This window comes from Streptomyces sp. NPDC037083, from assembly GCF_055606485.1.
Window position 1 is genome coordinate 329,809 of the sequence record NZ_JBVJSQ010000009.1, and the last position, 23,618, is coordinate 353,426.

Here is a 23,618-nt window from a genome sequence, read left to right on the forward strand (position 1 = left end):
CGTGCCACGGCCGACGCGGCCCGCGGACCAGGAACGGAACCCCGCCGCGCGGACCGCGGCCGGCTCAACGCCGCAACGACCGCGCCCAGTCCGCGGGCACCCGCCCCGCCGGACCCGGCGTGGGCTGGTCCGCGGGGTGGCTCACCGGAGGGGCGAGCTCGGGCCCGGACTCGTACAGCTCGTCGGTGGAGTAGTCCCAGAACCACTCCTCGCCCGGCTCGAAGCTGCGCACCAGGGGATGCCCGGTCGCCTTGTAGTGCGCGGTGGCGTGCTGGGCGGGGGAGGAGTCGCAGCAGCCGACATGGCCGCAGCTCGCGCAGCGTCGCAGATGGAACCACCAGCCGCCCGCCGCGTCGCAGTCCACGCAGCCGGCGCCGCTGGGCGGGACGCTCGGGTCGATGGCGTCTACGTCGGTCATGCGGGCTCCTCGGCGGGGTCGGCGTCGTCCTGGACGCTCTCGGGGTCGGGGGCGGTCAGCGGCAGCAGCACCTGGAAGCGGGTGTCGCCCGGAGCGGATTCGACCTGGAGGCTGCCGTGGTGCTTGTTGACGATGATCCGCCAGGAGATGTCCAGGCCGAGACCGGTGCCCTCGCCGACCGGCTTCGTGGTGAAGAACGGGTCGAAGATGCGACCGCGGATGTCCGGCGGGATGCCGGGCCCGGTGTCGCGGAACTCCACCAGCAGCCGGTCGCCCTCGCGGGCCGTCCGCACGGTCAACGTGCCTTCCCCGCCGGTGCTGTTGACGGCGAAGACGGCGTTGTCGACCAGGTTCGTCCACACCTGGTTGAGCTCGGCGGGATAGGCCGGGACCGGCGGGAGCGCGCGGTCGTAGTCCTTGACGACCTCGATGCGCCGGCCGATCTTGCCCGACAGCATCAGCAGGGTGCTGTCGAGGAGTTCGTGCACGTCGACGACCCGGTAGGGCGCGCGGTCCAGCTGCGAGTACTGCTTGGCGGCGTCGACGAGGTGGGAGATGCGGTTGGTGGAGTCGTCGATCTCGTCCATCAACAGCTCGGTCTCGACCGTGTAGTTGAGCCATCCGATCGCGCCCGGCAGGGTGTCCTCGTCGACGGCGGCCGCGACCTGCTCCAGCCAGTCCACGTCCAGCCCGGCCTGCACGAAGGTCGGCGCGATCCGCCAGCCCTCCGCCATGCCGCGGTCGTCGAGCCAGTCGGTGAGCGCGTCCTCCCGGTCGGAGGCCTCCAGCGGGCTCAGCACCGGCGCCTTGGCGACCAGTTCGGCGGTGCGTTCCTGGATCTCGATCAGCCGGGTCATCGCCTCCGAGTCGTACGCGCCGGAGGCGATGACGGCGAGCTTGTGCCGCATCTTCGCCACCCGCTCCCGCAGCGTGGCCGTGGCCCGCACGGCCGCCGCGGCCGGGTTGTTCAGCTCGTGCGTGAGACCGGCCGACAACGAGCCCAGCGCCAGCAGCCGTTCGCGCTGCCCGATCGCCCGCTGGGTGTTCTTCGAGCCGAAGAACAACCCCTCCAGCAGGTGGGCGGCCATCGGGAACCACTCCTGCATGACGGCCGAGAACGACTCGGCGGGCAGCACGAAGAACCGCGTGGGCTCGGTGACCCGCATCGAGTTGTTGTAGACCTGCGGCACCCGGTCGCCCAGGTACGCCTGCATGGCCCCGGCGTACACCCCGCGCTGGGAGGTGCGGCTGACCTCGACGTCGTCCCCGCCGACCCGGCGGGACAGCACCACCGTGCCCTCGATCATCACGTAGAAGCAGGTCGCCGGGTCCCCCTCGGTGTACACCGGGCCCGGCTCGAACCGCTCCACGCGGCCCTCGCTGCACAGCCGTCCCAGCTGCTCCGGGGAGAGCTTCTCGAACAGGAACAGCGAGCTGATCTCGGCCGGGCTGCACGGCATCGGCCGCCCGCTCACGACTGCTCCAGATACCGGTGGACGAGCATGACGGCCATGGCTCCCTCTCCGACGGCGGACGCGACGCGCTTGGCGGACTCCGCGCGCGCGTCGCCCGCCACGAACACGCCGGGAATGCTGGTCTCCAGGTGGTACGGCGGCCGGTCCAGCTCCCAGTCCGCCGGCGGCCGCCCGTCCGGCGTCAGATCGGGGCCGGCGAGGATGAACCCGCGCTCGTCGCGCAGCACCGTGCCCTCCAGCCAGTCGGTCAGCGGGGCCGCGCCGATGAACACGAACATCCACTGGGCGTCGACGAGTTCGGTCTGCCCGCTCGCCACGTCCCGCAGCGTCAGCTGCTCCAGACGGTCCTCGCCGTGCGCGGCCTCCACGACCGTGCCGGGGCGCACCGAGATGTTCGGCGCCTCCTCGATCTGCTGGATCAGGTAGTACGACATCGACGCCGCGAGGGACTCCCCGCGCACCAGCAGCGTCACGGACTTGGCGCCCCGCGCCAGGTACATCGCCGCCTGGCCGGCCGAGTTGGCGCCGCCCACGATGTACACGTCGTGCCCCTGGCAGGAGGCCGCCTCGGTGAGCGCCGAGCCGTAGAACACCCCGCAGCCGGTCAGGTCGTCGCAGCCCGGCGCCGCCAACTGCCGGTAGGACACGCCGGTGGCGAGGATGACGCTGTGCGCGGCCACCGCGGACCCGTCCGAGAACCGCACCACCCGCGCGGATCCGCTGACCTCCAGCCCGGTCACCTCACGGGCGGTGAGGATCTCGGCGCCGAACTTCGTCGCCTGCCGGCGCGCCCGGTCGGTGAGCTGGGCCCCGGACACGCCGTCGGGGAAGCCCAGGTAGTTCTCGATGCGCGAGCTCTGCCCGGCCTGGCCGCCGGTCGCCGACCGTTCCACGAGCACGGTGCGCAACCCCTCGGAGGCCCCGTACACGGCCGCGCCGAGTCCGGCCGGGCCGCCGCCGATCACCACCAGGTCGTAGAACTCGGCTGTCGGCGTGGTCGCCAGCCCCACCTGGGCGGCCAGCTCGGGGGCGTCCGGCGCGACCAGCGGCGTGCCCTCGGCGGTCACCACCAGCGGCAGCCGCTGCCCGTCGGCCCCGGCAGCGGCCAGCAGCCGCTGCCCCTCGGGTTCGTCGGCGGAGTACCAGCGGTACGGCACCTGGTTGCGCGCGAGGAACTCCCGCACGTCCGAGGAGCGCGCCGACCAGCGGTGCCCGACCACCTTCGTGGCCGGCACGGGCCGGTGGTCGCTGGACCGCCAGGCCTCCAGCAGGTCGTCCAGGACGGGGTAGAGCTTCTCCTCCGGCGGGTCCCAGGGCTTGAGCAGGTAGTGGTCGAGGTCGACGACGTTGATCGCGTCGATCGCCGCGCTGGTGTCCGCGTAGGCGGTCAGCAGCACGCGCCGGGCGCCGGGGTACACGTCCAGTGCCTGTTCGAGGAACTCGATGCCGTTCATCTGCGGCATCCGGTAGTCGGCCAGGATCACGGCCACCAGGTCGCCGCGCAGCTTCAGCTCGCGCAGCGCCTCCAGCGCGGACTCCCCGGACTCGGCGCGCACGATCCGGTACGAGGCGCCGTACCGGCGCCTGAGGTCACGGGCCACGGCCCGGGAGACCCCCGGGTCGTCGTCCACGGTCAGGATGACGGTCCGCGCGGTGTCGGCGGCCTGTGCCATACGTCTCCCACCCCGAGAGGGTCGTCGGTCGCGCGGCACGGCGAAGCCCGCGCCGGCTCCGCCCATCGTATGTTCGATCGTTCCGATGCGCTCCGGATACCGGCGGACCGTGCGCTCTCGGATCAGTGCGGGGCGCACGCCGTCAAGCCGTCCGGCGCGCTCCGAGCACACAGAACGCGTTGCCCTCGGGGCCGACCGGCGTCACCCAGCGCGGCTCGCCCTGTCCGACGTCCGTACGGCGGGCGGCCAGGGACAGCGGGCGGATCTCCTCGGCGTGCCGGTCGTCGGGGCGGAAGTCCAGGTGGAGCCGGTCCTCGACCGTCCTCCCCTCCGGCACCGGGACGAAGAAGACCAGGCCCGGCAGCAGGTTCCGCCGCGGTCTGGTCTCGTACTCGGTCAGATCTCGTGCTCGGCGGGGGCGTCGACGACCACCTGCTCCGAAGCCATGCCGGCGGCGTAGTGAAGACTGGGGCCCGACGGATGTGGTCACGACAGAGGAGGCGGCGGGATGACGGTCCCGATCACGGCAGGGGTCGACGGGACGGACGAGAGCCTCGCGGCGCTCGCCTGGGCGGCCCGCGAGGCCGTCCGGCGAGACCTGGACCTGCGGGTGGTGCACGCCTGGCGGTTCCAGCCGAACGCGGCGGCCGACGTGGCGGACCGGGACGCCCAGGAGCGGTGGGTGCGGGACTCCGTGCGGCAGGCCGTCGCGACCCTCGCCGAACGGCACCCGGGGCTGACCGTCACCACCGACGTCCAGGAGGGCGGCCCGGTCGAGACGCTCGTCGCCGCCGCGGCGGACGCGGAGATGCTGGTGCTCGGCTCGCGCGGGCACGGGCCGGTCTTCGGCTTCCTGCTGGGCTCGGTCGGCCAGCAGGTGATCGCCGAGGCCACGCGGCCGGTCGTGCTGGTCCGGGCCGGTGACCGGCCCTCGTCCGAGGTGGCCGGCCACGAGATCGTCGTCGGTCAGCAGGGCGAGCCCGAGGACAGTGCGCCGGCCCTGCGCTTCGCGTTCGAGACGGCGGCCGCGCGCGGCGCGAGCGTGCGCGCGGTGCGGGCCTGGACCCTGCCGCCGGTGTTCGCCTACAGCCCCGGCTCGCTCAGGCTCCTCGACGAGGCGGGCGGCCTGGAGCCGTACGAGAAGAAGGCGCTGGCCGAAGCGCTCATGCCGTGGCGGGAGCGGTTCCCGGACGTGCCGGTGGTGGAGCACGTGGAGATGGGCAGCGCGGGCCAGGTGCTGCTGTCGGTCGCCGGACGGGCGCAGCTGACGGTGGTCGGCCGCCGCGCCCACCGCACGGCGGTCGGCGCCCGGATCGGCTCGGTGGCGCACGGGGTCCTGCATCACGCCGACTGCCCGGTCGCCGTCGTGCCCCAGGACTGACCGCCGCGGATCCGTGCCGGAACCGCTCGGGGCGCGCTCCGGTCTGCGTTCCGGGCGGGCTCCGGCCGCGCCGCGGGATCACTCCGGAACGGTCGGCTCCAGGGTCTCGCGCGCCTTGGGCAGGATGTTCTGGATGTAGTCCTCGACCACGGTGTCGAGCCCGATGTCGTGCTGCGCGCGCTCCGACAGGTACCAGCGGTGTTCGAGGAGCTCGTGGTAGATCTCCGCGGAGTCCATGGACCCGCGCAGTTCGAGGGGCACCGCGCGCACGGTGGGCCGGAAGACGTCCCGCACCCAGCGGTGGGCCAGCACCTCCGGGCGCGCCGCGAGCGGGTCGCCAGGGGCGTAGTCGTCCTGGGTGGCCATCCAGCTCTCCAGGTCGCTCAGCAGCCGCCGGGCCTGGTTCTCCTCGGTGTCCAGGCCCGTCAGGCGCAGCAGCTGACGCTGGTGGTGGCCCGCGTCGACGACCTTCGGCACGAACGTGACCGAGTCGCCGCTGGAGGAGTGCTCGATCTGCATCTCCGCCACGTCGAAGCCGAGCTCGTTGAGCCGGCGGATCCGGCGCTCGATGTAGTGGTATTTGCCCGCCGGGTAGACGGAGGTGCGGGTCAGCTCCTGCCACAGGGCCCCGTAGCGGGCGCAGATCTCCGTGCCGAACTCGATCGGGTCCACCGACGGGTGCAGCGCCCCGGAGGCCTCCAGGTCGAGCAGTTCGCCGCTGATGTTGACGCGGGCGAGGTCGAGGTCGTACTCGCGCTGGCCGGTGCTCAGCCGGGGGTGCAGGTCGCCGGTCTCGGCGTCGACCAGATAGGCGGCGTAGGCCCCCGCATCCCGGCGGAACAGCGTGTTGGACAGCGAGCAGTCACCCCACGCGAACCCGGCCAGGTGCAGCCGCACCAGGAGCACGGCGAGGGCGTCCATCAGCCGGTGCATGGTCGCCGGACGCATCGTCGTCTCGAACATCGAGCGGTACGGCATCGAACCGCCCAGATGCCGGGTGACCAGCACCGACTCCAGCGGCGCGTCGTCCCCGTCGGTGCGCCCGGTGACCACGGCCAGCGGGTCGACGGCGGGGATGGCGAGCCGGTCGAGGTCACGCAGCAGCTCGTACTCGCGCAGCGCGGGGCGCTCGGCGAGCTCCTTGACGGCGATCACCTCGTCGCCGGCCCGGGCGTAGCGCACCACGTGGCGGGAGATGCCGCGCGGCAGCGGGACCAGGACGTCCTCGGGCCACTCCTCCAGAGGCAGGTGCCAGGGCAGCTCCAGCAGGAGTGCCGGATGCTCCGGATTGGTGGCGCTGATCTGCAAAGCCATGGCCCGACCTTAGACGGCGTGCCGGCGGGCCTGCTGCGCCGCCGCCTTCACGGACCCCTGGTGCAGCGGACCGTGCCCGGGCAGCAGCAGATCGCCCGACAGCCCCTCGATCACGTCCAGCGAGGCGACCGCGCGGGCGCGCTCGTGGTGGAACATGTCCGGCAGCAGCTGCGGCCCCCGCACGCGCGAGGTCGGATGACCGCTGACCAGCGCGTCTCCCGAGACGACGATCCCGGCGTCGGGGAGGTGGTAGACGGTGTGGCCGTCGGTGTGGCCGGGGGTGTGCACCGGCACCGGCCGGCCGGGCAGGTCGAGCGGGCCCCCGGCGGCCGGGAACGCCTGCGGCGCGGCGACCGGGTGCTGCTCGGTTCCGCCCGAGCGCAGCACGTGCACCATCCAGGGCAGCACTCCGGGCCGCCAGACGTTCCTCAGCACCTCGCCCACGGTCACCTGCTGCAGGAACTCCCGGCGGGCGTGGGGCACTTCCGCCTCGTGGAGAAGGACCGGGGTGCCGTACGTCGAGCGCAGGTACTCGGCGGAGCCCAGGTGGTCGTTGTGGGCGTGCGTGATGAGCACGGCCGTGACCGCCTCCGGCGAACCGCCCACGGCGGCAAGGGAGTCCAGGACCAGTTCACGGTCTCCCGGGTAGCCGGTGTCGATCAGGGTGAGGGCGTCGCCGTCGGTGAGGATCACCCAGTTGGTGTTGCTGCCGTGCACCAGGTAGGTGCCGTCCGCCACTTGCCGTACGTCTGCCCGCATGGCCGTCCCGTGTCCTCGAGGATGGTGCCCGCCGGGGGACAGCAAAGCAGATCACCGCCCTGATGTGGACCGTGGGGTTCCACGCATGCCGAACAGGAACCTGGTGACCCGCGTCCGGCGCACCCCGTACTCGTACACCAGCAGGATCACCGCCAGTGAAGCGGTCACGATCGCCGTGTACTTCACGGCCATCGGCGCCGGCCGGCCGACCACGCCGTAGGCGAAGGCCACGACCACCGGCTGGTGGAGCACGTACAACGGCAGCGCGGCCACCGCGAGATACCCCAGCACCGGGCCGGGCGGACGGCGGCCGGCGCGAGGCCGGTCCAGCAGTCCCAGGATCGCCACCACCCAGCACCAGCCCGCCGCGCCGAACAGCGCCCGGCAGGCCAGCGCGAGCGGCGTCCCGTCGGTGAACGGGTCGTCCGCGGTCATGAACCCCGGCGCCGTCGCCGTGAACAAAGCGACGCCGAGCACGCCGACCGGGACGGCCGCGCGGCGTGTCGCGGCGCGGATCCGTTCGTCGTCGGACAGTGCGTAGCCGTACGCGAAGAACAGCAGATACGCCCAGCGGTTCCAGCCGGCGTAGCTCTCCTCCATGCCCAGCAGGGAGTCGATCGCGGCGAGCGGCAGGGCGGGCAGGAGCAGCAGGGTCGGTCGGCGGCCCACCGCGTCGCCCGCCCTGAGCGCGGCAGCGGCCAGCGGGGCCGCCACCGGCGCGAGGAGCAGACAGAAGACGAGGAGGAGGACCACGAACCACAGGTGGCCGGTCTCGAAGTGCTCCCCGCGCAGGACGAACGGGAAGTCGCCGAGATCGAGCCGGACGTCGAAGAAGCGCAGCCAGAAACGCCCGTAGGGCTCGTCGTAGCGCGGGTCGGCGGCGCGCAGCCGCAGCCACTGGGGGACGGGGATGATCGTGAGCGTCGCGAAGAGGAGCGGGACGCCCAGGCGCAGCAGGCGCTCGCGGGCGAAGCCGCCGGGGCCGCGCCGGCGGATCGAGTGGCGGGCGCCGAGCCCGGCGACGAGGAAGAGCATCGGCATCGCCCACACCACGCCGAGGCCCGCGACGACGGTGACGGCGTCGGTGGTGTCGCGGTTCTTGACGTAGAAGTCGTCGTCCGGGGAGAAGACCAGGGCGGCGTGGAAGAACACCAGGCCGACGACCACGAGGGCGCGCAGCACGTCGAGTTCCGTGCGCCGGGCGGCAGCGCTCGTCGGGAGCTCGGCCGTCGTGGCCGGGGGCGCGGGCTCCGGGTTCCTCATGGCCCCAACGTACGTACCCCCGCGGGGTACGGGTACGGGTACCGCCGGCTCCGTTTGCGGGGCGTTCAGCGCACTCCGCGGGGGCGGAACTGGATGCTGATGCGCGGTCCGGCGGCACGGGCCGACTTGGGGACGCAGTGCTCCCAGGTCCGCTGGCAGGAGCCGCCCATCACGATCAGGTCGCCGTGTCCCAGGGGGCGTCGTACCGTCTCGCCTCCGCCTGCCGGACGCAGGAGCAGGTCGCGCGGCGAGCCCACGGAGAGGATCGCGACCATCGTGTCGACGCGGGCGCCGCGGCCGATCCGGTCGCCGTGCCAGGCGACGCTGTCCCGGCCGTCGCGGTAGTGGCACAGGCCGGCGGTGACGAACGGCTCGCCCAGCTCGTCCGCGTAGTGCGCGGACAGTTCGCGGCGGGCCTCCTCCAGCACCGGGTGCGGGAGCTTCTCGCCCGCTCCGTAGAAGGCCAGCAGACGCGGTACGTCGACGACGTCGTCGTACATCTTCCGGCGCTCGGCGTGCCAGGGGACCTCGGCCGCCAGGTGTTCGAACAGCGCGTCCGAGCCGGTGAGCCAGCCCGGCAGCACGTCGATCCATGCGCCCGCGCCGAGCGTGGTGCGGCGCAGTCCGTCGAGCGGGGCGAGGTGCAGTTCGTCGCTCTGGTCGAAGAGGGACCCCTGGAGGTGGTGCGCGGTCATGCGTCCAGCGTACGCCTTAATCGAAAGTGTGTTCGTGGTGTGGGGGTGGAGTCGGGTGGGTGCTCGCTCGCCCTTTCGATGCATCGATGTATCGGATACATTCGCGTATCGAACGGAGGTCCGACCATGGACGAGGGGCAGAGCCGGCCGGCGGGGCGTGTCACCCGACGCCGGGCCCGTACGCGGGCGAACCTGCTCGACGCCGCCTTCGCCGTCTTCGCGGCCAAGGGCTTCGGGCGCGTCTCCATCGAGGAGGTCTGCGACGCCGCCGGGTACAGCAGGGGGGCCTTCTACTCCAACTTCGCCAGCCTGGACGAGCTGTTCTTCGCGCTCTACCGGGAGCGCGCCGACCTCATCGCCCAGCAGGTCGCCGACGCCCTCGCCGGGGACGGCCCCGACCTCGACGTACCGGCCTCGGTGGACCGCGTCACCGAGGTGCTCCTGCTGGACCTGGACTGGCTGCTGGTCAAGACGGACTTCCTGGTGCACGCCGCCCGTGACGCGGCGGTGGCGCAGACCCTCCTGGAGCACCGGAGCAGGCTGCGCGGCGCCATCGCCGACCGGCTGGCCCGTGCCCGCGGTCACACCCCCCTGCCCGCCGCCCTCGGCGACGCCGACTCCGCCGCCCACGCGGTGGTCGCCGCCTACGACGGGGTCACCACCCAACTGCTCCTGGACCAGGACGTGGACGGTGCCCGCGCCTGGCTCAAGCAACTGCTCACCGCGCTGCTGACCGACGGCAGCACCCCTCCCGGATGTTCCGAATGAGAAAGGCACCCTCGCCATGGACGCGGACGTCATCGTCGTCGGAGCGGGCCTCGCAGGCCTCGTCGCTGCGCACGAACTCACCAGCAGGGGCAGAAGGGTCGCCCTGGTCGACCAGGAGAACGCGGCCAACCTCGGCGGCCAGGCGTTCTGGTCCTTCGGGGGCCTCTTCCTCGTCGACTCCCCGGAACAGCGCAGGCTCGGCATCAAGGACTCCTTCGACCTCGCCTGGAGCGACTGGCGGGGCAGCGCCCGATTCGACCGCACCGAGGACGAGGACTCCTGGGCGGTGCGCTGGGCGCGCGCCTATGTGGAGTGGGCGGCGGGGGAGAAGCGCACCTGGCTCGCCGGACACGGGATCTCCTTCGTGCCGACCGTCGGCTGGGCCGAGCGCGGCGACCTGCGTGCCGACGGCCACGGCAACTCCGTGCCCCGGTTCCACGTCGCCTGGGGCACGGGGACCGGCGTCGTCGAACCGTTCGTCCGCTACGCCAAGCAGGCCGCGAAGGACGGCCTGCTGACCTTCTACCACCGTCACCGCGTCGACGCCCTGGTCCTGGCGGACGGCGCGGCACGCGGCGTGCGCGGCACGGTCCTGGCCGCCGACGACGCCACGCGCGGAGTCGCCTCCAACCGGGACCCGATCGGCGAGTTCGAACTGACCGCGCAGGCCGTGGTCGTCACCAGCGGCGGCATCGGCGCCAACCACGAGATGGTCCGCCGCTACTGGCCCGAGCGGCTCGGCACCCCGCCGGCCGAGATGGTCACCGGCGTCCCCGCCTACGTCGACGGCCGGATGCTCGACATCAGCGCCGAGGCCGGGGTGCGCCTCGTCAACCGCGACCGCATGTGGCACTACACCGAGGGCATCCAGAACTGGGACTCCATCTGGCCCGGCCACGGCATCCGCATCCTGCCCGGCCCGTCGTCGCTGTGGTTCGACGCGCTCGGCCGCCGGCTGCCCGACCCCTGCCTGCCCGGCTACGACACCCTCGGCACCCTCGAGTACCTGCGGACCACCGAGGACATCGCCGGGTACGACCACTCGTGGTTCGTCCTGACCCGGAAGATCGTCGAGAAGGAGTTCGCGCTGTCGGGCTCCGAGCAGAACCCGGACATCACCGCCAAGGACCGCAGGGCCGTCCTGCGCGACCGGCTGCTCGGCAAGGGCGCCCCGGCTCCGGTGCAGGCCTTCCTCGACCACGGCGCGGACTTCGTGATCGCCGACACCCTCGACGAGCTGGTCGAGAAGATGAACGGGCTGACGGAGAAGGCGCTGCTCGACGTGGACGCCCTGCGCCGTCAGATCCAGGCCCGCGACCTGCAGATGGCCAACCCGTACAGCAAGGACGCCCAGGTGCAGGGCATCCGCAACGCCCGCCGCTACATCGGCGACCGGCTCGGCCGCGTCGCCACTCCGCACCGCATCCTCGACCCCGAGGCCGGCCCGCTGATCGCCGTCAAGCTGCACGTCCTCACCCGCAAGACCCTCGGCGGCATCCAGACCGACCTCGACTCACGCGCCCTGGGCGCCGACGGGCGGCCGGTCGAGGGCCTGTACGCGGCGGGCGAGGTCGCCGGCTTCGGAGGCGGCGGCGTGCACGGCTACAACGCGCTCGAAGGCACCTTCCTCGGCGGCTGCCTCTTCTCCGGGCGGGCCGCCGGACGGGCGGCGGCGAAGCAGGCCGGCTGACCTCAGCGCTGGTCCGCCGTCAGCAGGCGGACCAGCACCGCCGTGTGGCTCTGCTCCGGCGACTTCGCGGCCGTCACCAGCGTCACCGGCCCCCCTGCGATCAACTCACGTACGTGATCGAGGAGTTCGGACGCCTCGGGCCCGGCGAGCTCCGCCTCGTAGCGGCGGGCGAACTCCTCGAACGGCCCCTCGCCCGCGTGATACCAGCGGCGCAGCTCGGTCGAGGGCGTGAGCCCCTTGGGCCACTCGTCGACGCGGGCCGCCTCCTTGGACACCCCGCGCGGCCACAGCCGGTCGACCAGGACCCGCACGCCGTCCTCCGGCTCGGGCGGGTCGTAGACGCGACGTACGCGGACCTTCATGGTGACCGTCCTCGGGTTTGCGGCTCGTGCCGATCGTAGGCAGGCGCGTCCGCCGGCACCGCTCGGCTTGACCTGAATGAGGGGGAAGACAGGGGCGTCCGGTCCTAGTCTGAGGACGTTTGATCACACGCCACCCCCCAGGAGCACACGTGACACACCCCCGCAGACGCACCACCGCTCTGCTGCGCCGTGAAGCCGTCGCCGCCACCGTGCCCGTCGCCGTGGCCGCACTGCTCATGGCGGCCGGACCGGCCACCGCGGCCGGCCCGACGGGCACGGCAGGCGTCGGCGACCCCTACTTCCCGCTGGCCGGCAACGGCGGCTACCACGTGACCCACTACGACCTGACCCTCCGTTACGACCCCGGCAGCCGCCGCCTCGACGGCAAGGCGGTCCTCACCGCCCGCGCCACCCAGCGGCTGACCCGCTTCGACCTCGACTTCCAGGGGCTGAAGGTCACCGGCCTGACGGTCGACCACGTCAAGGCCGGCCACCGGCGCGACGGCCAGGAACTCGTCGTCACCCCCCGGCGCGCCCTGCGCAAGGGCGAGCGGTTCCAGGTCACCGTCACCTACCACGGCACCCCCGGCCCGGTCACCGATCCCGACGGCTCGCCCGACGGCTGGATCCCCACCGACGACGGAGCCTTCGTCGCCGGCGAACCGCAGGGCGCCATGACCTGGTTCCCGGCCAACAACCATCCCCTCGACAAGGCCTCCTACGACTTCACGATCACCGTCCCCAAGGGCCGCGCCGCCGTCGCCAACGGTGTCCTGCTCGGACAGCACACCTCGAAGGGAAAGACCACCTTCCGCTGGCGTCAGACGGAGCCCATGGCCGCCTACCTCGCCACCGCCACCGTGGGGAAGTTCCAGGTCAAGCAGTACACGACCCGCGACGGACTCAAGGTCTACGACGCCGTCGACCCCCGTGAGGCCGCGGCCGCCGCGCCCGTGCTGAACAAGCTGCCGTCCGTACTGGAGTGGGAGAGCAGGCTGTTCGGGCCCTACCCCTTCCGCGCCGCCGGCTCCATCGTCGACCACGCCCCGGACGTCGGCTACGCCCTGGAGACCCAGTCGCGGCCCGTGTACGACGAGGCGCCCGACCTGGACACCCTGGTCCACGAGAGCGCCCACCAGTGGTTCGGCGACTCCGTCTCCCTCACCTCGTGGAAGGACATCTGGCTCAACGAGGGCTTCGCCACCTACGCCGAGTGGCTCTACGCGGAGCAGCACGGCGGCGACAGCGCCCAGAAGGCCTTCGACGCGCTGTACGCCCGCCCCGCCACCGACGGCCTGTGGAAGTTCCCGCCCGGCGACCCCGGCAGCGGCGCGAACATCTTCGGCACACCCGTCTACGCCCGGGGCGCCATGACCCTGCACGTCCTGCGCACCGCCGTCGGCGACCGCGCCTTCCTGCGCATCCTGCGCGCCTGGGCGGACCGGCACCGCTACGGCAACGCCACCACCGCCCAGTTCCAGCGGCTCGCCGAGCGGGAGTCCGGCAAGGACCTCGACGCGCTGTTCCGGACCTGGCTGTACGGTCGGGGCAAGCCCGGCAGGCCGTGACGTCCCGCGAGAGGCGGTGCAACCTGACGAGTTCCAAACACCTTTCGGTCAGGGTCTACCCATGATCACGCACCGCCTCCGCGTCGCGCTGCTCGCCGTACCCCTCCTGCTCACCGGATGCGGCGGCACGGCGACGCCCTCGGCCGGGCACCCGCCCACGAGCACCGCCGCGGCCGCGGCGGGCGCCCCCGCGCCCCTGGGCTCCGCCGCGGCGACACCGCAGCGGATACCGGGCCTGGGGCCGAAGACCCGGGCCGCGGTCCCCAAGGACGCGCGGCAGGTGGTCGTGGTGACCGGCAGCGGCAGGAACTCCCCGCTCTCCACGGTCGTCCTGCACCGCCGCACCGGGGCCGGCTGGCAGGCCGGCCAACACTGGCCCGCGCACAACGCGCTGCACGGTTGGAGCGACCACCACATGGCCGGCGACCTGCGCTCGCCCGTCGGCGTGTACGGCCTTTCCGACGCCGGCGGCCTGCTGCGCGACCCCGGCACGAAACTGCCGTACGACCGGGGCAGGGGCTTCCGCTCGCCGGGCACCGGGTTCGAGGGCGAGTCGCTGGAGGGCTCCTTCGACTATGTGATCGCCATCGACTACAACCGCGTCCCCGGCACCTCGCCGCTCGACTGGACCCGCCCGCTGGGCGCGAGCCGCGGTGGCGGGATCTGGTTCCACGTCGACCACGGCGGCCCCACCCACGGCTGCGTCGCCCTCGCCGCGGAACGCATGAAGGACCTGCTGCGCACCCTCGACCCCGCGCTGCACCCGGTGGTCGTCATGGGCGACCATGCCTCTCTGGCCCGCTGAGAGAACGGAAGTCGCCGCGTGTGCGCTCATGTACTGGTCGCCGAGGACGACGCGATGCAGGCCGAACTCATCCGCCGCTCGCTGCTCGCCGAGGGACACACCGCCACCGTCGTGCACGACGGCTCCGCGGCGCTGGAGGCGGTGCGGCGGGACCGGCCGGACCTCGTCGTGCTGGACCTGATGCTGCCGGTCGTCGACGGGTTCGGGGTCTGCCGGGTGCTGCGCCGGGACGACGACGTCCCGGTGCTGATGCTGACCGCCCGCACCGCCGAGGACGACGTGCTGCTCGGCCTGGAACTCGGCGCCGACGACTACATGACCAAGCCCTACAGCCCGCGCGAGCTGATGGCCCGCATCCGCACCGTCCTGCGGCGCAGCGGGCGCGCCGGCGCCGACCGGCGCGACGATCCCGTGGTGCGGGCCGCGGGGCTGGCCGTCGATCCCGAGCGGCACGAGGTGCGGTGCGCCGGTGAGACGGTGGAGTGCACCCCGGCCGAGTTCCAGATCCTGCTGGCGATGGTCTCCGAACCCGAACGGGTCTTCTCCCGGCGGCAGTTGCTCCAGTGCACCCGCGGCTTCGACCGCTCCTCCACCGAACGCGCCGTGGACGTGCACATCATGAACCTGCGCCGCAAGATCGAGGCCGATCCCCGCAGACCCGTGCGGCTGCTGACCGTGTTCGGCGTGGGCTACAAACTGAGCGGCGGCCGCGCGTGACCCGCGCCGGCCGTGTCCGCATACCGCTGCGCAAGCGGCTGCTGGTGCGGCTGTTGAGCGCCTCCGTGCTGATCGCCGTGTGCTCGGTGGCCGCCACCGCGTGGCTGGCGGTGGCCACCACCACCCGTGCGCTGCGCGAGGAACAGGGACAGGCCCTGGCCGACGACATGGACATCCTCGCGCGCCTCAGCGGCTACGCGGCCACCCACCCGCAGTGGGCGGGCGTCCAGGCGACGGTGCGCGACCTGTCCGCCAGGACGGGCCGGCGCATCGCCCTGACGGCCGCCGACCGCACGCTCCTCGCCGACTCCGCGCCGCACGGCACGTCGCTGCCGCCACGCGCCGCCGCCACCATCGACCCCCTGCGCACCGACACCGACAGCGAACGCGGCGCCCAGCTCGGCGGCATCGACCCGCGGGTGGTGGGGCCCTACCGGCTCACCCCGCTCGAACGCCGCAAACTCGACGCCCTGGCCCACGCCCGGCAGCGGTGCTTCTCCCGCTACGGCATCGAGACGACACTCGTGCGGACCCCGAGCGGCCGCCCGGTGCTCACCGACGCCGACGGCGCCGCCGCCTCCGGCTACGTGCCCGAGGGCTGCGCGGACGGACAGCTCGACACGCCGGCTCCCACCGAACAGAAGGCGCTCACCGCGCTGCAGGCCCACGCGGCCGTCTGTCTGACCCGCGTGGGCCTGGACGCCGGCATGCCGCTGTATTTCGGCCCGGGCATCCCCGGCGTCACCGGCCGGGACGCGACCCCCGGACCCGCGTACGTCAAGGCGGGCGACGCCAAGGCCGTGCGCGCGGCCCAGAACTGCCTGGAGGACGCCCGCCGCACCCAGCTCGACCCGTATGTGGCCCCGGTCGCCGAGCTGTTCCTCGGGGGCGGGTCCGGCGGTGCGGCGCCCCGCTGGGACATGTCCCCGGCCAACAAGACGAAGGTCTTCGGCGCGGCGGGCCTGGTGCTGGCCGTCACCGTCGCCGTGAGCGCCGTCGTCGCCACCCGTCTGGTGCGGCCCCTGCGCGCCCTCACCGAGGCCGCGCAGCAGCCCCCGGACCGGCACGCGCGGGTGCCCGTCACGACGCGGGACGAGACCGGCATCCTGGCGGAGGCGTTCAACGACCTCGCCGAGCGCAGGGAACGTCTGGAGGCCCAGCGCAAGGCCCTCGTCAGCGACGTGGCGCACGAACTGCGCAGCCCGCTCACCAACATCCGGGGCTGGCTGGAGGTCACCCGCGACGGGCTCGTCGAACCCGACGCCGAACTGCTCGGCGCCCTCCACGAGGAGGCGCTGCTCCTCCAGCGCGTCATCGACGACCTGCGCGACCTCGCGGCCGCCGACGCCGGCGCCCTGCTGCTGCACCGCGAGCCGGTGCCCGCCGACGAGTTGCTGGCCCAGGTCGCCGCCGCCCACCGGGTCGCCGCCGACGCGGCCTCAGTCGCCCTGCGCACCGAGACCGGCACGGCCCTCTGGCTGGACGCCGACCCGGTGCGGCTGCGGCAGGCGCTCGGCAACCTCGTCACCAACGCCGTACGGCACACGCCGCCGGACGGCACGGTCACGCTGACCGCCCGGGGAGACGGCGAGCAGGTCGTCCTGGCGGTCGCCGACACCGGCACGGGCATCGCCGCCAAGGATCTGCCGCATGTCTTCGAGCGGTTCTGGCGCGCGGAGAAGTCGCGCAGCCGCCGCACCGGCGGCAGCGGCCTGGGCCTGCCGATCGTCCGTCAGCTGACGTCCGCCCACGGCGGCACGGCGGAAGCGGCCAGCACGCCCGGCACGGGCAGCGTGTTCACCCTGAGACTGCCGGCTGCGGCGCCTCCCGCGGAAGGCTGACGGCGGCCCGCCGGGGCGGTGGGACGCGCGCGAACCGCCCTGTGCCGGGCGGCGCGTGGCCTCCTGGTCAGGAGCTGCGCCGCGCCCTGATGCGCCGCTTGAGTGCGCGCCGTTCCGTCTCGCTCGTGCCGCCCCAGACCCCGAGGGTCTGATCGGTCTCCATGGCCCATTCCAGACACGGCTCCCGCACCGGGCAGCGCCGGCAGACCGCCTTCGCCTGTTCCGTCTGCAGCAGTGCCGGGCCCGAGGTGCCGATCGGGAAGAACAGGTCGGGGTCCTCAGTGCGGCACTCGGCGTGCTCTCGCCAGTCGTCCATCGAAGTCACCTGCGATCCAGTCGTGTGTGCTTCCGGATGAGTTGCTCCCGGTCGGGTCACCGGGGGCGCGGCGGTGAAACAGGACGGACCGGAAAAACGTTCACTGCTCCCGCAGGCCCCACGGGGAGCCGTACGCCGTCAGCAGGTCGAGGAACGGGCGTGCGGGGAAGGCCTCGGGGCCCAGGACGCCCGCCCCGGACCACGCGCCGGTGGCGAGCAACTCCAGGGCGACCACCGGGTTGACGGCTGTCTGCCACACCACGGCCTGGCTGCCGTACTCGGCCATGGACCACTGGTTGTCGACCACGTGGTACAGGTACACCTCGCGCGGCGCACCGTCCTTGACGCCGCGTACCCAGGTGCCCGCGCACGTCTTGCCGTGCATCAGGTCGCCCAGTGTCGCGGGGTCGGGCAGACAGGCGGCCACGACGTCCCGGGGCGAGACCGTCACCGGTCCGTGCGCGCTCGGCACGGTCACCGGCGCGGTGCCGTCCAGCCCCAGGCGGTGCAGCGTCCGGAGCGTCTCGACGAACTCCCGGCCCAGGCCGTACTTGAAGGTGACCCGGCGCGCCTTCACCCAGCGCGGCATGAGCAGCACTTCCTCGTGCTCGACGTTCACGCACTCCACCGGTCCGATGCCCTCGGGGAAGTCGAACACCTCGGGCTCGCTGAAGGGTGCGGTGGTGAACCAGCCGCGGTCGGCCTCGTAGACCACGGGAGGGTTCAGGCATTCCTCGATCGTGGTCCAGATGCTGAAGGAGGGCGCGAAGTCGTGGCCCTCGACGGTGAGGTCGGCGCCGTCGCGGACGCCGATCTCCTCGATCTCGTCGAAGAGCTCGTCGGCGGCGTGCCGGGCGAAGACGTCCGACAGCCCGGGTTCGACCCCCATGCCGACCAGGGCGAGGGCGCCGGCCCCGGCCCAGTCGTCGGACTCGGCGAACTGCTCGTCGCCGAGCCTGACCCCGCACTCCTCGTACGGGCGCTCCGGGTGCGGCCGGGACAGCGACATCGCCATGTCGACATAGTCGGCCCCGGCGGTGCGCGCCGCGCGGAAGAGGGGCATCACGAACCGCGGGTCGGTGGCGTTGAGCAGGACGTCGCAGCGGTGGCGGGCGAGCAGGCCGGCCACGGCGGCCTCGTCGCCGGCGTCCACGCGCTCGGCGTGGAAGCGGTCGTCGCCGTCGAGCGCGGCGACGGCGGCCGCGCTGCGGGCGGGGTCGAAGTCGGCGACCACCATCGCCTCGAAGAACGGACGACGGGCGGCGATCCGGGTGATGGCGGTGCCGACACCGCCGGCGCCCACGAGCAGGACACGCATGACGAGAACTCCCTCGGTCTGAGAGTGCGAACGCAGAGTGTGCGAACGAAGAGTGCGAAGCGGGCTGCCCTGTCCCAGATACAACGCCCGGCGGTCGCGTAAGGTCAATGGCGTTGGCATAAGAGCGCGAGGGAGCGTGGGGCACATGGCCAAGCAGGTCGTCCCCGAGGAGAGGCGGCGCCGGCGTCGTCCCACCAGGAGCGGCACGGTGCTGTCGGAGCCGCTGATCGTGCAGACCGCGCTGCGACTGCTGCGCGAGCACGGCAGTACGGGGCTCACCGCCCGGCGCCTCGGCCTCGCCCTGGACTGCGACCCGAGCACGCTCTACCGCTACTTCCGGGGCATGGACGATCTGACCCTCGCGATCGGCGACGCGCTCATCGGCGAGGCGCTGCGGGGCTGGCAGCGGACGGGGGAGTGGCGGGCGGACCTGCACGCCGTGGGGCTGCGCGTGCACGCCGCCTACGTCGCCCACCCGCAGGCCGCCCAGCTCACCGCGAGCCGGGTCACCGGTCGGGCCAACGAACTCGCCGCCGACGAGACCGTCCTGGACGTGCTGCGCACCGCCGGCTTCCCGCTGCCCGACACCGTGCGGATCTACCACGCGTTCATCGACCAGACCCTGGCCTTCGCCGCCCTGGACGCCGCGTCCCTGGCCCTGCCGCGGGCCGCGCAACGCGCCGACGACGCGATGTGGCGTTCCACGTACGCCCACCTGCCCGCCGAGACCCACCCCAGGATCGCCGAGGCGGCCCCGCTGCTGTCGACCCGCATGGTGACCAGCGCCTATCCGACGGCGCTGGAGATGCTGCTGGACAGCGCGCAGGCCCGGCTGACGGCCCTGCGGGCGGCCGGCGCGGCGCCCTAGACGTTCAGCGCCTCGGCCGCCGTCGCCGCCACCGCGTCCGCCACCGCCGCCAGGGCCGGCGAGTCGAGTTTCCACTGCTGCCAGTACAGGGGGACGTCCAGCGGGCGATCGGGGGCGAGGGGCACCAGGCCGCCGGAGCGCAGCAGCGGTTCGCCCTGGACCTCGGGCACCATGCCCCAGCCGAACCCGGCGGCGACCGAGGCGACGAAGCCCTCCGAGGTCGGCACGGCGTGTCGTACCGGGCCCGCACCCGGGGTACCTGGCCGCAGTCCACGCACGAACGCGTCCTGGAGGTCGTCGCTGCGGTCGAAGGTCATCACCGGCGCCCGTGTCAGGGTTTCGTGCAGCGGGCCGTCGGCGAGATGCCGGGCCACGAACCCGGGGCTCGCGGCGGCCAGGTAGCGCATCGTGCCAAGGGCGCGCACCGAGCAGCCGGTCACGGGGGCGGGCGAGGAGGTCACCGCGGCCATCACCAGTCCCTCCCGCAGGAGTTCGGCCGTGCGGGTCTCGTCCTCACGGTGCAGCTCGAAGCACAGCGGCGGCTCCTGCGGCACCCGGGCCAGGGCCGGCAGGAACCAGGTCGCGAGCGAGTCCGCGTTCACCGCGACCGTCACCCGTGTCGGCTCGCCCTCACCGCTCATGCCCAGCTCGGACCGCGTGTCGCGCTCCAGCCGGGCCAGCTGGCGGGCGAACCGCACGACGATCTCGCCGGACTCCGTGGGCCGCACCGGCTTGGTGCGCAGCAGCAGGACCCGGCCCGTGCGCTGCTCCAAAGCCTTCACCCGCTGGCTGACCGCCGACGGCGTCACGTGCAGGGCGGCGGCCGCCGCGTCGAAGGTGCCCTCGTCGACCACGGCGAGCAGCGTCCGTACCTGGTCGAGGGGGAGGTCGAGGGAGAGGTTCGTCGTCACTTGAGCATCACGGATCCTAATGATAGGTAAGAATCTTTAGCTGTACCCCCAGAGATCGTCTGCCTAGCGTGGAGGGCATGTCCAACGCTCTCACCGCCGCGGCCGCCGGCTTCGGAACCGGTCTGTCGCTCATCGTCGCCATCGGCGCCCAGAACGCCTTCGTGCTCCGCCAGGGGATCCGCCGGGACGCCGTCCTGGCCGTCGTGGGGATCTGCGCGCTGTCCGACGCGCTCCTGATCGCCCTCGGAGTGGGCGGGGTGGGCGCGGTGGTGGTCGCCTGGCCCGAGGCGCTGACCGTGGTCGGCTGGATCGGCGGGGCGTTCCTGCTCGGGTACGGGCTGCTCGCGGCTCGCCGGGTGGTCAGGCCCGGCACGGACGCCCTGCGCACGGACGGCGAGACCGCGGGCTCGCGCCGCCGGGCCGTGCTCACCTGCCTTGCGCTGACCTGGCTCAACCCGCACGTCTACCTCGACACCGTCTTCCTGGTCGGCTCGATCGCCGCCGACCGCGGCACGCTGCGCTGGACCTTCGGCCTGGGCGCGGCGTTCGCCAGCCTGTGCTGGTTCGCGACCCTGGGCTTCGGCGCCCGGCTGCTCGGCCGCTTCCTGACCCGCCCCGCCGCCTGGCGCGTCCTGGACGGACTGGTGGCGGCGACGATGATCACGCTCGGGCTGCTCCTGGTCGCGCGCGCCTGACGTCCGCGATCCGGGACAGCGTGTCCAAAAGGGCGGCCGAAGCGCACGGGGAGCTGCGATAGTGACCCACGGAATCGAAAGATGTAACGAGCAGCCAGGAAGCGCGTGGACACGAGCGAGAGCACCCCCGCACCCGAGGCCGAGGAGGCCCACCCGAGTCCGCGCGACCCCGTCCGCAGCGGCTGGCGCCGCTGGGCGATGGACACCCGGCCGCTGCGCCGGCCGGCCTATCGGCGGCTGTGGTCCTCGACCGTCGTCACGGCCGTGGGCAGCCAGCTCACCGCGGTGGCCGTGCCCAAGCAGATCTACGACATCACCGGCTCCTCCGCCTGGGTCGGCTACGCCAGCCTCGCCGGACTGGTGCCCATGGTGCTCTTCGCGCTGTGGGGCGGCGCGGTCGCCGACACCGTCGACCGGCGCAAGCTGCTGCTGGTCACCAACAGCGGCATCGCCCTCACCTCGGTGCTGTTCTGGATCCAGGCGGCCTCGGGGCTCGGCTCGGTGGCCGTGCTGATGGTGCTCCTCGCCGCCCAGCAGGCGTTCTTCGGCCTGAACTCGCCCGCCCGCAACGCCTCCATCGCCCGCCTGGTCCCCGCGGACGAACTGGCCGCCGCCAACGCCCTGGGCTCGACCGTCATGCAGACGGGCCTGGTCGCCGGCCCACTGCTCGCGGGCGCCCTGATCCCCGTCATCGGCCTGCCCGAGCTGTACCTCCTCGACGCCGTCGCGCTGTGCGTGACGCTGTGGGCCGTGGTCCGCCTGCCCGCGCTGCCTCCGTCGGCGAGCGCGGCCGCCCGGCGCGCCGGGATGCGCGAGATCGCGGAGGGCTTCCGCTACATCTCCCGGCACAAGGTGCTGCTGCTGTCCTTCCTCGCCGACGTCATCGCCATGGTCTTCGGCATGCCCCGCGCCCTGTTCCCACAGCTCGCCTCCGAGACGTACGCCTCCTACGGCGAAGGGCTCGCGCTCGGTCTGCTGTTCGCGGCGATCCCCATCGGCGCGGTGCTGGGCGGACTGTTCTCCGGGACGTTCTCCCGTGCGCGCCGGCACGGCTGGATGGTCATCGGCGCGGTCGTCGCGTGGGGCGTGTCGATCGCCGGGTTCGGGCTGAGCGGCAGTCTGTGGCTCGCGGTGATGTTCCTGGCCTGTGCCGGCGTCGCCGACATGGTCTCCATGGTCTTCCGCGGGGCGATCCTGCTGTCCGCCGCAACCGACGAGATGCGCGGCCGCATGCAGGGCGTCTTCACGGTCGTCGTCGCGGGCGGACCACGCCTGGCCGACGTCCTGCACGGCACCGCGGGCACCGCCTTCGGGCCCCGCGCCGCCGTCGCCGGCGGAGGTCTGCTGGTCGTCGCGCTCATGCTGGGCCTGGCGGCCGCGGTGCCCGCGCTGCGCCGCTACCGGATCTGACGGCGGGTGCCCGAGCCGGGCGGGGCTACAGCACCCCGCGCCGGTGCGTGCCGTACTGCTCCATCAGCCTGCCCCGGGTCATCTCCAGCCGGTGTGCGAGGATCTCGGCCACGATCCGCACCAGTGACAGTCCGAGCGCAGGCTCCTCTTCGCAGAGCTTGAGCACCGGCTGCGCCTCGAACTCGTAGGCGCGCACGGGGCTGAAGGCCTCCGCGCCGAAGTCCCACCGGTACGGCGGGAACAGCCACGACCAGCCGAGCAGGTCGCCGGCGCCGAGGCTCGCGACGGTGACCCGTCGATGGGACGTGACCTGCTGGACGAGCGAGACCGCGCCGGAACGGATCACCCAGAAACGGTCGGCCGTGCCGCCCGCTTCGAAGATCCGGGCGTCCTCCGCGAAGGAGACCTCGCGGGCGAGTTCCATCAGGCGCCGACGCTGGGGCGGCGGCAGGGCGGTCAGCAGTCTGGTCGCTTTGGTCATGGCGCGGGGCTCCTCGCCGACGGTCGGTGCGGATGGTTGCTCGGAGGGTTCTCCCCTTCTCATTTCAGCCGCTGCCGACGTCACGGGCACCTCGGCGGACGGCACTTTCCCGCGTTCCGCGGGCGGACGTCCGTGAGGGCAGGGAAAAGCCCTGGCTGGACGGGGGAAGCCAGCCAGGGCAGCGAAGGGGTGGTGGATGGAGGAGGAGCACCGTCGACTCCGCCCACCACGTATGGATGAACCGTAAACCATTCACGGTGGTTTCGTGCGGCCAAAACCCGGCCACGTGACCCGTTTCACTCCGTCCCGTTCCGCTCCGTCCCGCTCTCCGTCGTCCCGTCCCGCCGTCCCGTCCCGACCGCCCGCGTCACGACCCCGACGGTCACGAACCCCGGGCCGCCCGTCTCGGGCAGGTACCTGCCCCACCGCCTCCTCGCCGGACAACACGCCCTGCGCCCGCCGCAGTTGGCCGGTGACCTGCAATCCGCCTCTCGTGCGGCCCGGCACCCGGTCACCGTCCGTCGGCGGCACGGCCCGGCGTCAGGATCTCGTCCAGCACCCTCACCACCGACTCGTAGGCGAGACCCCGCACCCGGGCGTCGAACGCCCCGTCCGGATCGGTCTGCGCCAGGTCGGTGTTGCGGGCCCGCCAGGCCAGCAGCTCATCCCCGGCGCAGGCCCGGGCCCGCTGGATGCGCCGCAACAGTTCATCGGAGTCCACGACATCGCTCATACAGGCCGCCTACCCAGGTCCGGCGCGACGATTGCGCCCAGTCCGGGAGGTTTGGCCGCCGACGGGGCGGCCAGCCGAGAGAGGAGAAGAAAAGACCGCACCGCCCGAGGAGGGCGGCGGGGACGCGGGAGAGAGGCGCCTGCGGGCCGCGGCGAAG

Annotated in this window: 24 protein-coding genes; 10 read left to right on the forward strand and 14 right to left on the reverse strand. The window is 73.1% G+C overall.

What is annotated here, in order from left to right:
* Positions 1-64 precede the first annotated feature (64 nt).
* From ACZ7DE_RS25075 to ACZ7DE_RS25090, 4 genes are all read right to left on the reverse strand, one after another.
* Positions 65-418, reverse strand: coding sequence for a UBP-type zinc finger domain-containing protein (locus ACZ7DE_RS25075; protein WP_470764814.1), 354 nt, complete (start codon positions 416-418; stop codon positions 65-67).
* Entirely contained in the window at positions 415-1,878 is a 1,464-nt protein-coding gene (locus ACZ7DE_RS25080; RefSeq protein ID WP_470764938.1) for an ATP-binding protein, read from the reverse strand. The genes ACZ7DE_RS25075 and ACZ7DE_RS25080 overlap by 4 nt, the downstream gene beginning before the upstream one ends.
* Before the next feature lie 11 nt (positions 1,879-1,889).
* On the reverse strand, positions 1,890-3,566 hold the full coding sequence (locus ACZ7DE_RS25085) for an NAD(P)/FAD-dependent oxidoreductase (RefSeq protein ID WP_470764816.1): 1,677 nt from the start codon (positions 3,564-3,566) through the stop codon (positions 1,890-1,892).
* A 142-nt stretch (positions 3,567-3,708) separates the two neighbouring features.
* The gene (locus ACZ7DE_RS25090; RefSeq protein ID WP_470764818.1) at positions 3,709-3,903 is read right to left on the reverse strand and encodes a VOC family protein; all 195 of its coding nucleotides are present in this window, start codon (positions 3,901-3,903) and stop codon (positions 3,709-3,711) included.
* 171 nt (positions 3,904-4,074) lie between these two features.
* Here ACZ7DE_RS25090 and ACZ7DE_RS25095 point away from each other — a divergent pair, with 171 nt between their 5' ends.
* A complete protein-coding gene (locus ACZ7DE_RS25095) occupies positions 4,075-4,947 on the forward strand; it encodes a universal stress protein (protein ID WP_470764820.1) in 873 nt (290 codons plus the stop codon).
* 78 nt (positions 4,948-5,025) lie between these two features.
* Here the strand turns inward: ACZ7DE_RS25095 and ACZ7DE_RS25100 are convergent, their stop codons facing one another.
* The 4 genes from ACZ7DE_RS25100 to ACZ7DE_RS25115 form a co-directional block, all read right to left on the reverse strand.
* Positions 5,026-6,261, reverse strand: a complete 1,236-nt coding sequence (locus ACZ7DE_RS25100) for a DUF4032 domain-containing protein (protein ID WP_470764822.1) — start codon at positions 6,259-6,261, stop codon at positions 5,026-5,028.
* 9 nt (positions 6,262-6,270) lie between these two features.
* The gene (locus tag ACZ7DE_RS25105) at positions 6,271-7,020 is read right to left on the reverse strand and encodes an MBL fold metallo-hydrolase (protein ID WP_470764824.1); all 750 of its coding nucleotides are present in this window, start codon (positions 7,018-7,020) and stop codon (positions 6,271-6,273) included.
* 51 nt (positions 7,021-7,071) lie between these two features.
* Entirely contained in the window at positions 7,072-8,283 is a 1,212-nt protein-coding gene (locus tag ACZ7DE_RS25110) for an acyltransferase family protein (protein WP_470764827.1), read from the reverse strand.
* 65 nt (positions 8,284-8,348) lie between these two features.
* Positions 8,349-8,978 (reverse strand): alpha-ketoglutarate-dependent dioxygenase AlkB, encoded by a 630-nt coding sequence (locus tag ACZ7DE_RS25115; protein ID WP_470764829.1) that lies wholly within the window; start codon positions 8,976-8,978, stop codon positions 8,349-8,351.
* A 126-nt stretch (positions 8,979-9,104) separates the two neighbouring features.
* On the opposite strand from ACZ7DE_RS25115, the gene ACZ7DE_RS25120 reads away from it, so the two are divergent.
* Positions 9,105-9,746, forward strand: a complete 642-nt coding sequence (locus tag ACZ7DE_RS25120) for a TetR/AcrR family transcriptional regulator (protein ID WP_470764831.1) — start codon at positions 9,105-9,107, stop codon at positions 9,744-9,746.
* Positions 9,747-9,762: 16 nt separating this feature from the next.
* Positions 9,763-11,436 (forward strand): FAD-binding dehydrogenase, encoded by a 1,674-nt coding sequence (locus ACZ7DE_RS25125; protein ID WP_470764834.1) that lies wholly within the window; start codon positions 9,763-9,765, stop codon positions 11,434-11,436.
* A 2-nt stretch (positions 11,437-11,438) separates the two neighbouring features.
* Here ACZ7DE_RS25125 and ACZ7DE_RS25130 read toward each other — a convergent pair whose 3' ends face one another.
* Complete coding sequence (locus ACZ7DE_RS25130) at positions 11,439-11,798, reverse strand: DUF488 domain-containing protein (protein WP_470764837.1); 360 nt, start codon at positions 11,796-11,798, stop codon at positions 11,439-11,441.
* A gap of 149 nt (positions 11,799-11,947) precedes the next feature.
* Here ACZ7DE_RS25130 and ACZ7DE_RS25135 point away from each other — a divergent pair, with 149 nt between their 5' ends.
* The 4 genes from ACZ7DE_RS25135 (at position 11,948) to ACZ7DE_RS25150 (ending at position 16,729) form a co-directional block, all read left to right on the forward strand.
* Positions 11,948-13,366, forward strand: coding sequence for a M1 family metallopeptidase (locus ACZ7DE_RS25135; protein ID WP_470764838.1), 1,419 nt, complete (start codon positions 11,948-11,950; stop codon positions 13,364-13,366).
* Between the two features lie 61 nt (positions 13,367-13,427).
* The gene (locus tag ACZ7DE_RS25140; RefSeq protein ID WP_470764840.1) at positions 13,428-14,171 is read left to right on the forward strand and encodes a L,D-transpeptidase family protein; all 744 of its coding nucleotides are present in this window, start codon (positions 13,428-13,430) and stop codon (positions 14,169-14,171) included.
* 18 nt (positions 14,172-14,189) lie between these two features.
* Positions 14,190-14,888, forward strand: a complete 699-nt coding sequence (locus ACZ7DE_RS25145) for a response regulator (RefSeq protein ID WP_470764842.1) — start codon at positions 14,190-14,192, stop codon at positions 14,886-14,888.
* Positions 14,885-16,729: a sensor histidine kinase gene (locus ACZ7DE_RS25150; protein WP_470764844.1), complete on the forward strand. Its 1,845-nt coding sequence runs from the start codon at positions 14,885-14,887 to the stop codon at positions 16,727-16,729. The genes ACZ7DE_RS25145 and ACZ7DE_RS25150 overlap by 4 nt, the downstream gene beginning before the upstream one ends.
* 67 nt (positions 16,730-16,796) lie before the next feature.
* Here ACZ7DE_RS25150 and ACZ7DE_RS25155 read toward each other — a convergent pair whose 3' ends face one another.
* Both ACZ7DE_RS25155 and ACZ7DE_RS25160 read right to left on the reverse strand, forming a co-directional pair.
* Positions 16,797-17,045 (reverse strand): WhiB family transcriptional regulator, encoded by a 249-nt coding sequence (locus ACZ7DE_RS25155; protein WP_470764846.1) that lies wholly within the window; start codon positions 17,043-17,045, stop codon positions 16,797-16,799.
* A 100-nt stretch (positions 17,046-17,145) separates the two neighbouring features.
* Positions 17,146-18,363 (reverse strand): saccharopine dehydrogenase family protein, encoded by a 1,218-nt coding sequence (locus tag ACZ7DE_RS25160; RefSeq protein ID WP_470764848.1) that lies wholly within the window; start codon positions 18,361-18,363, stop codon positions 17,146-17,148.
* A 145-nt stretch (positions 18,364-18,508) separates the two neighbouring features.
* On the opposite strand from ACZ7DE_RS25160, the gene ACZ7DE_RS25165 reads away from it, so the two are divergent.
* Positions 18,509-19,231 carry a TetR/AcrR family transcriptional regulator gene (locus tag ACZ7DE_RS25165; RefSeq protein WP_470764851.1) on the forward strand — a complete coding sequence of 241 codons (723 nt, stop codon included), beginning with the start codon at positions 18,509-18,511 and terminating at the stop codon, positions 19,229-19,231.
* Here the strand turns inward: ACZ7DE_RS25165 and ACZ7DE_RS25170 are convergent.
* Entirely contained in the window at positions 19,228-20,142 is a 915-nt protein-coding gene (locus ACZ7DE_RS25170) for a LysR family transcriptional regulator ArgP (RefSeq protein ID WP_470764854.1), read from the reverse strand. The genes ACZ7DE_RS25165 and ACZ7DE_RS25170 overlap by 4 nt on opposite strands.
* A 77-nt stretch (positions 20,143-20,219) precedes the next feature.
* Here ACZ7DE_RS25170 and ACZ7DE_RS25175 point away from each other — a divergent pair, with 77 nt between their 5' ends.
* Complete coding sequence (locus ACZ7DE_RS25175) at positions 20,220-20,837, forward strand: LysE/ArgO family amino acid transporter (protein WP_470764858.1); 618 nt, start codon at positions 20,220-20,222, stop codon at positions 20,835-20,837.
* 105 nt (positions 20,838-20,942) lie between these two features.
* Entirely contained in the window at positions 20,943-22,247 is a 1,305-nt protein-coding gene (locus ACZ7DE_RS25180; protein WP_470764860.1) for an MFS transporter, read from the forward strand.
* Between the two features lie 25 nt (positions 22,248-22,272).
* On the opposite strand, the gene ACZ7DE_RS25185 is transcribed toward ACZ7DE_RS25180, so the two are convergent.
* Both ACZ7DE_RS25185 and ACZ7DE_RS25190 read right to left on the reverse strand, forming a co-directional pair.
* Positions 22,273-22,728, reverse strand: a complete 456-nt coding sequence (locus tag ACZ7DE_RS25185) for a cyclic nucleotide-binding domain-containing protein (RefSeq protein WP_470764862.1) — start codon at positions 22,726-22,728, stop codon at positions 22,273-22,275.
* Between the two features lie 511 nt (positions 22,729-23,239).
* On the reverse strand, positions 23,240-23,461 hold the full coding sequence (locus ACZ7DE_RS25190; RefSeq protein ID WP_470764865.1) for a hypothetical protein: 222 nt from the start codon (positions 23,459-23,461) through the stop codon (positions 23,240-23,242).
* Positions 23,462-23,618 lie beyond the last annotated feature (157 nt).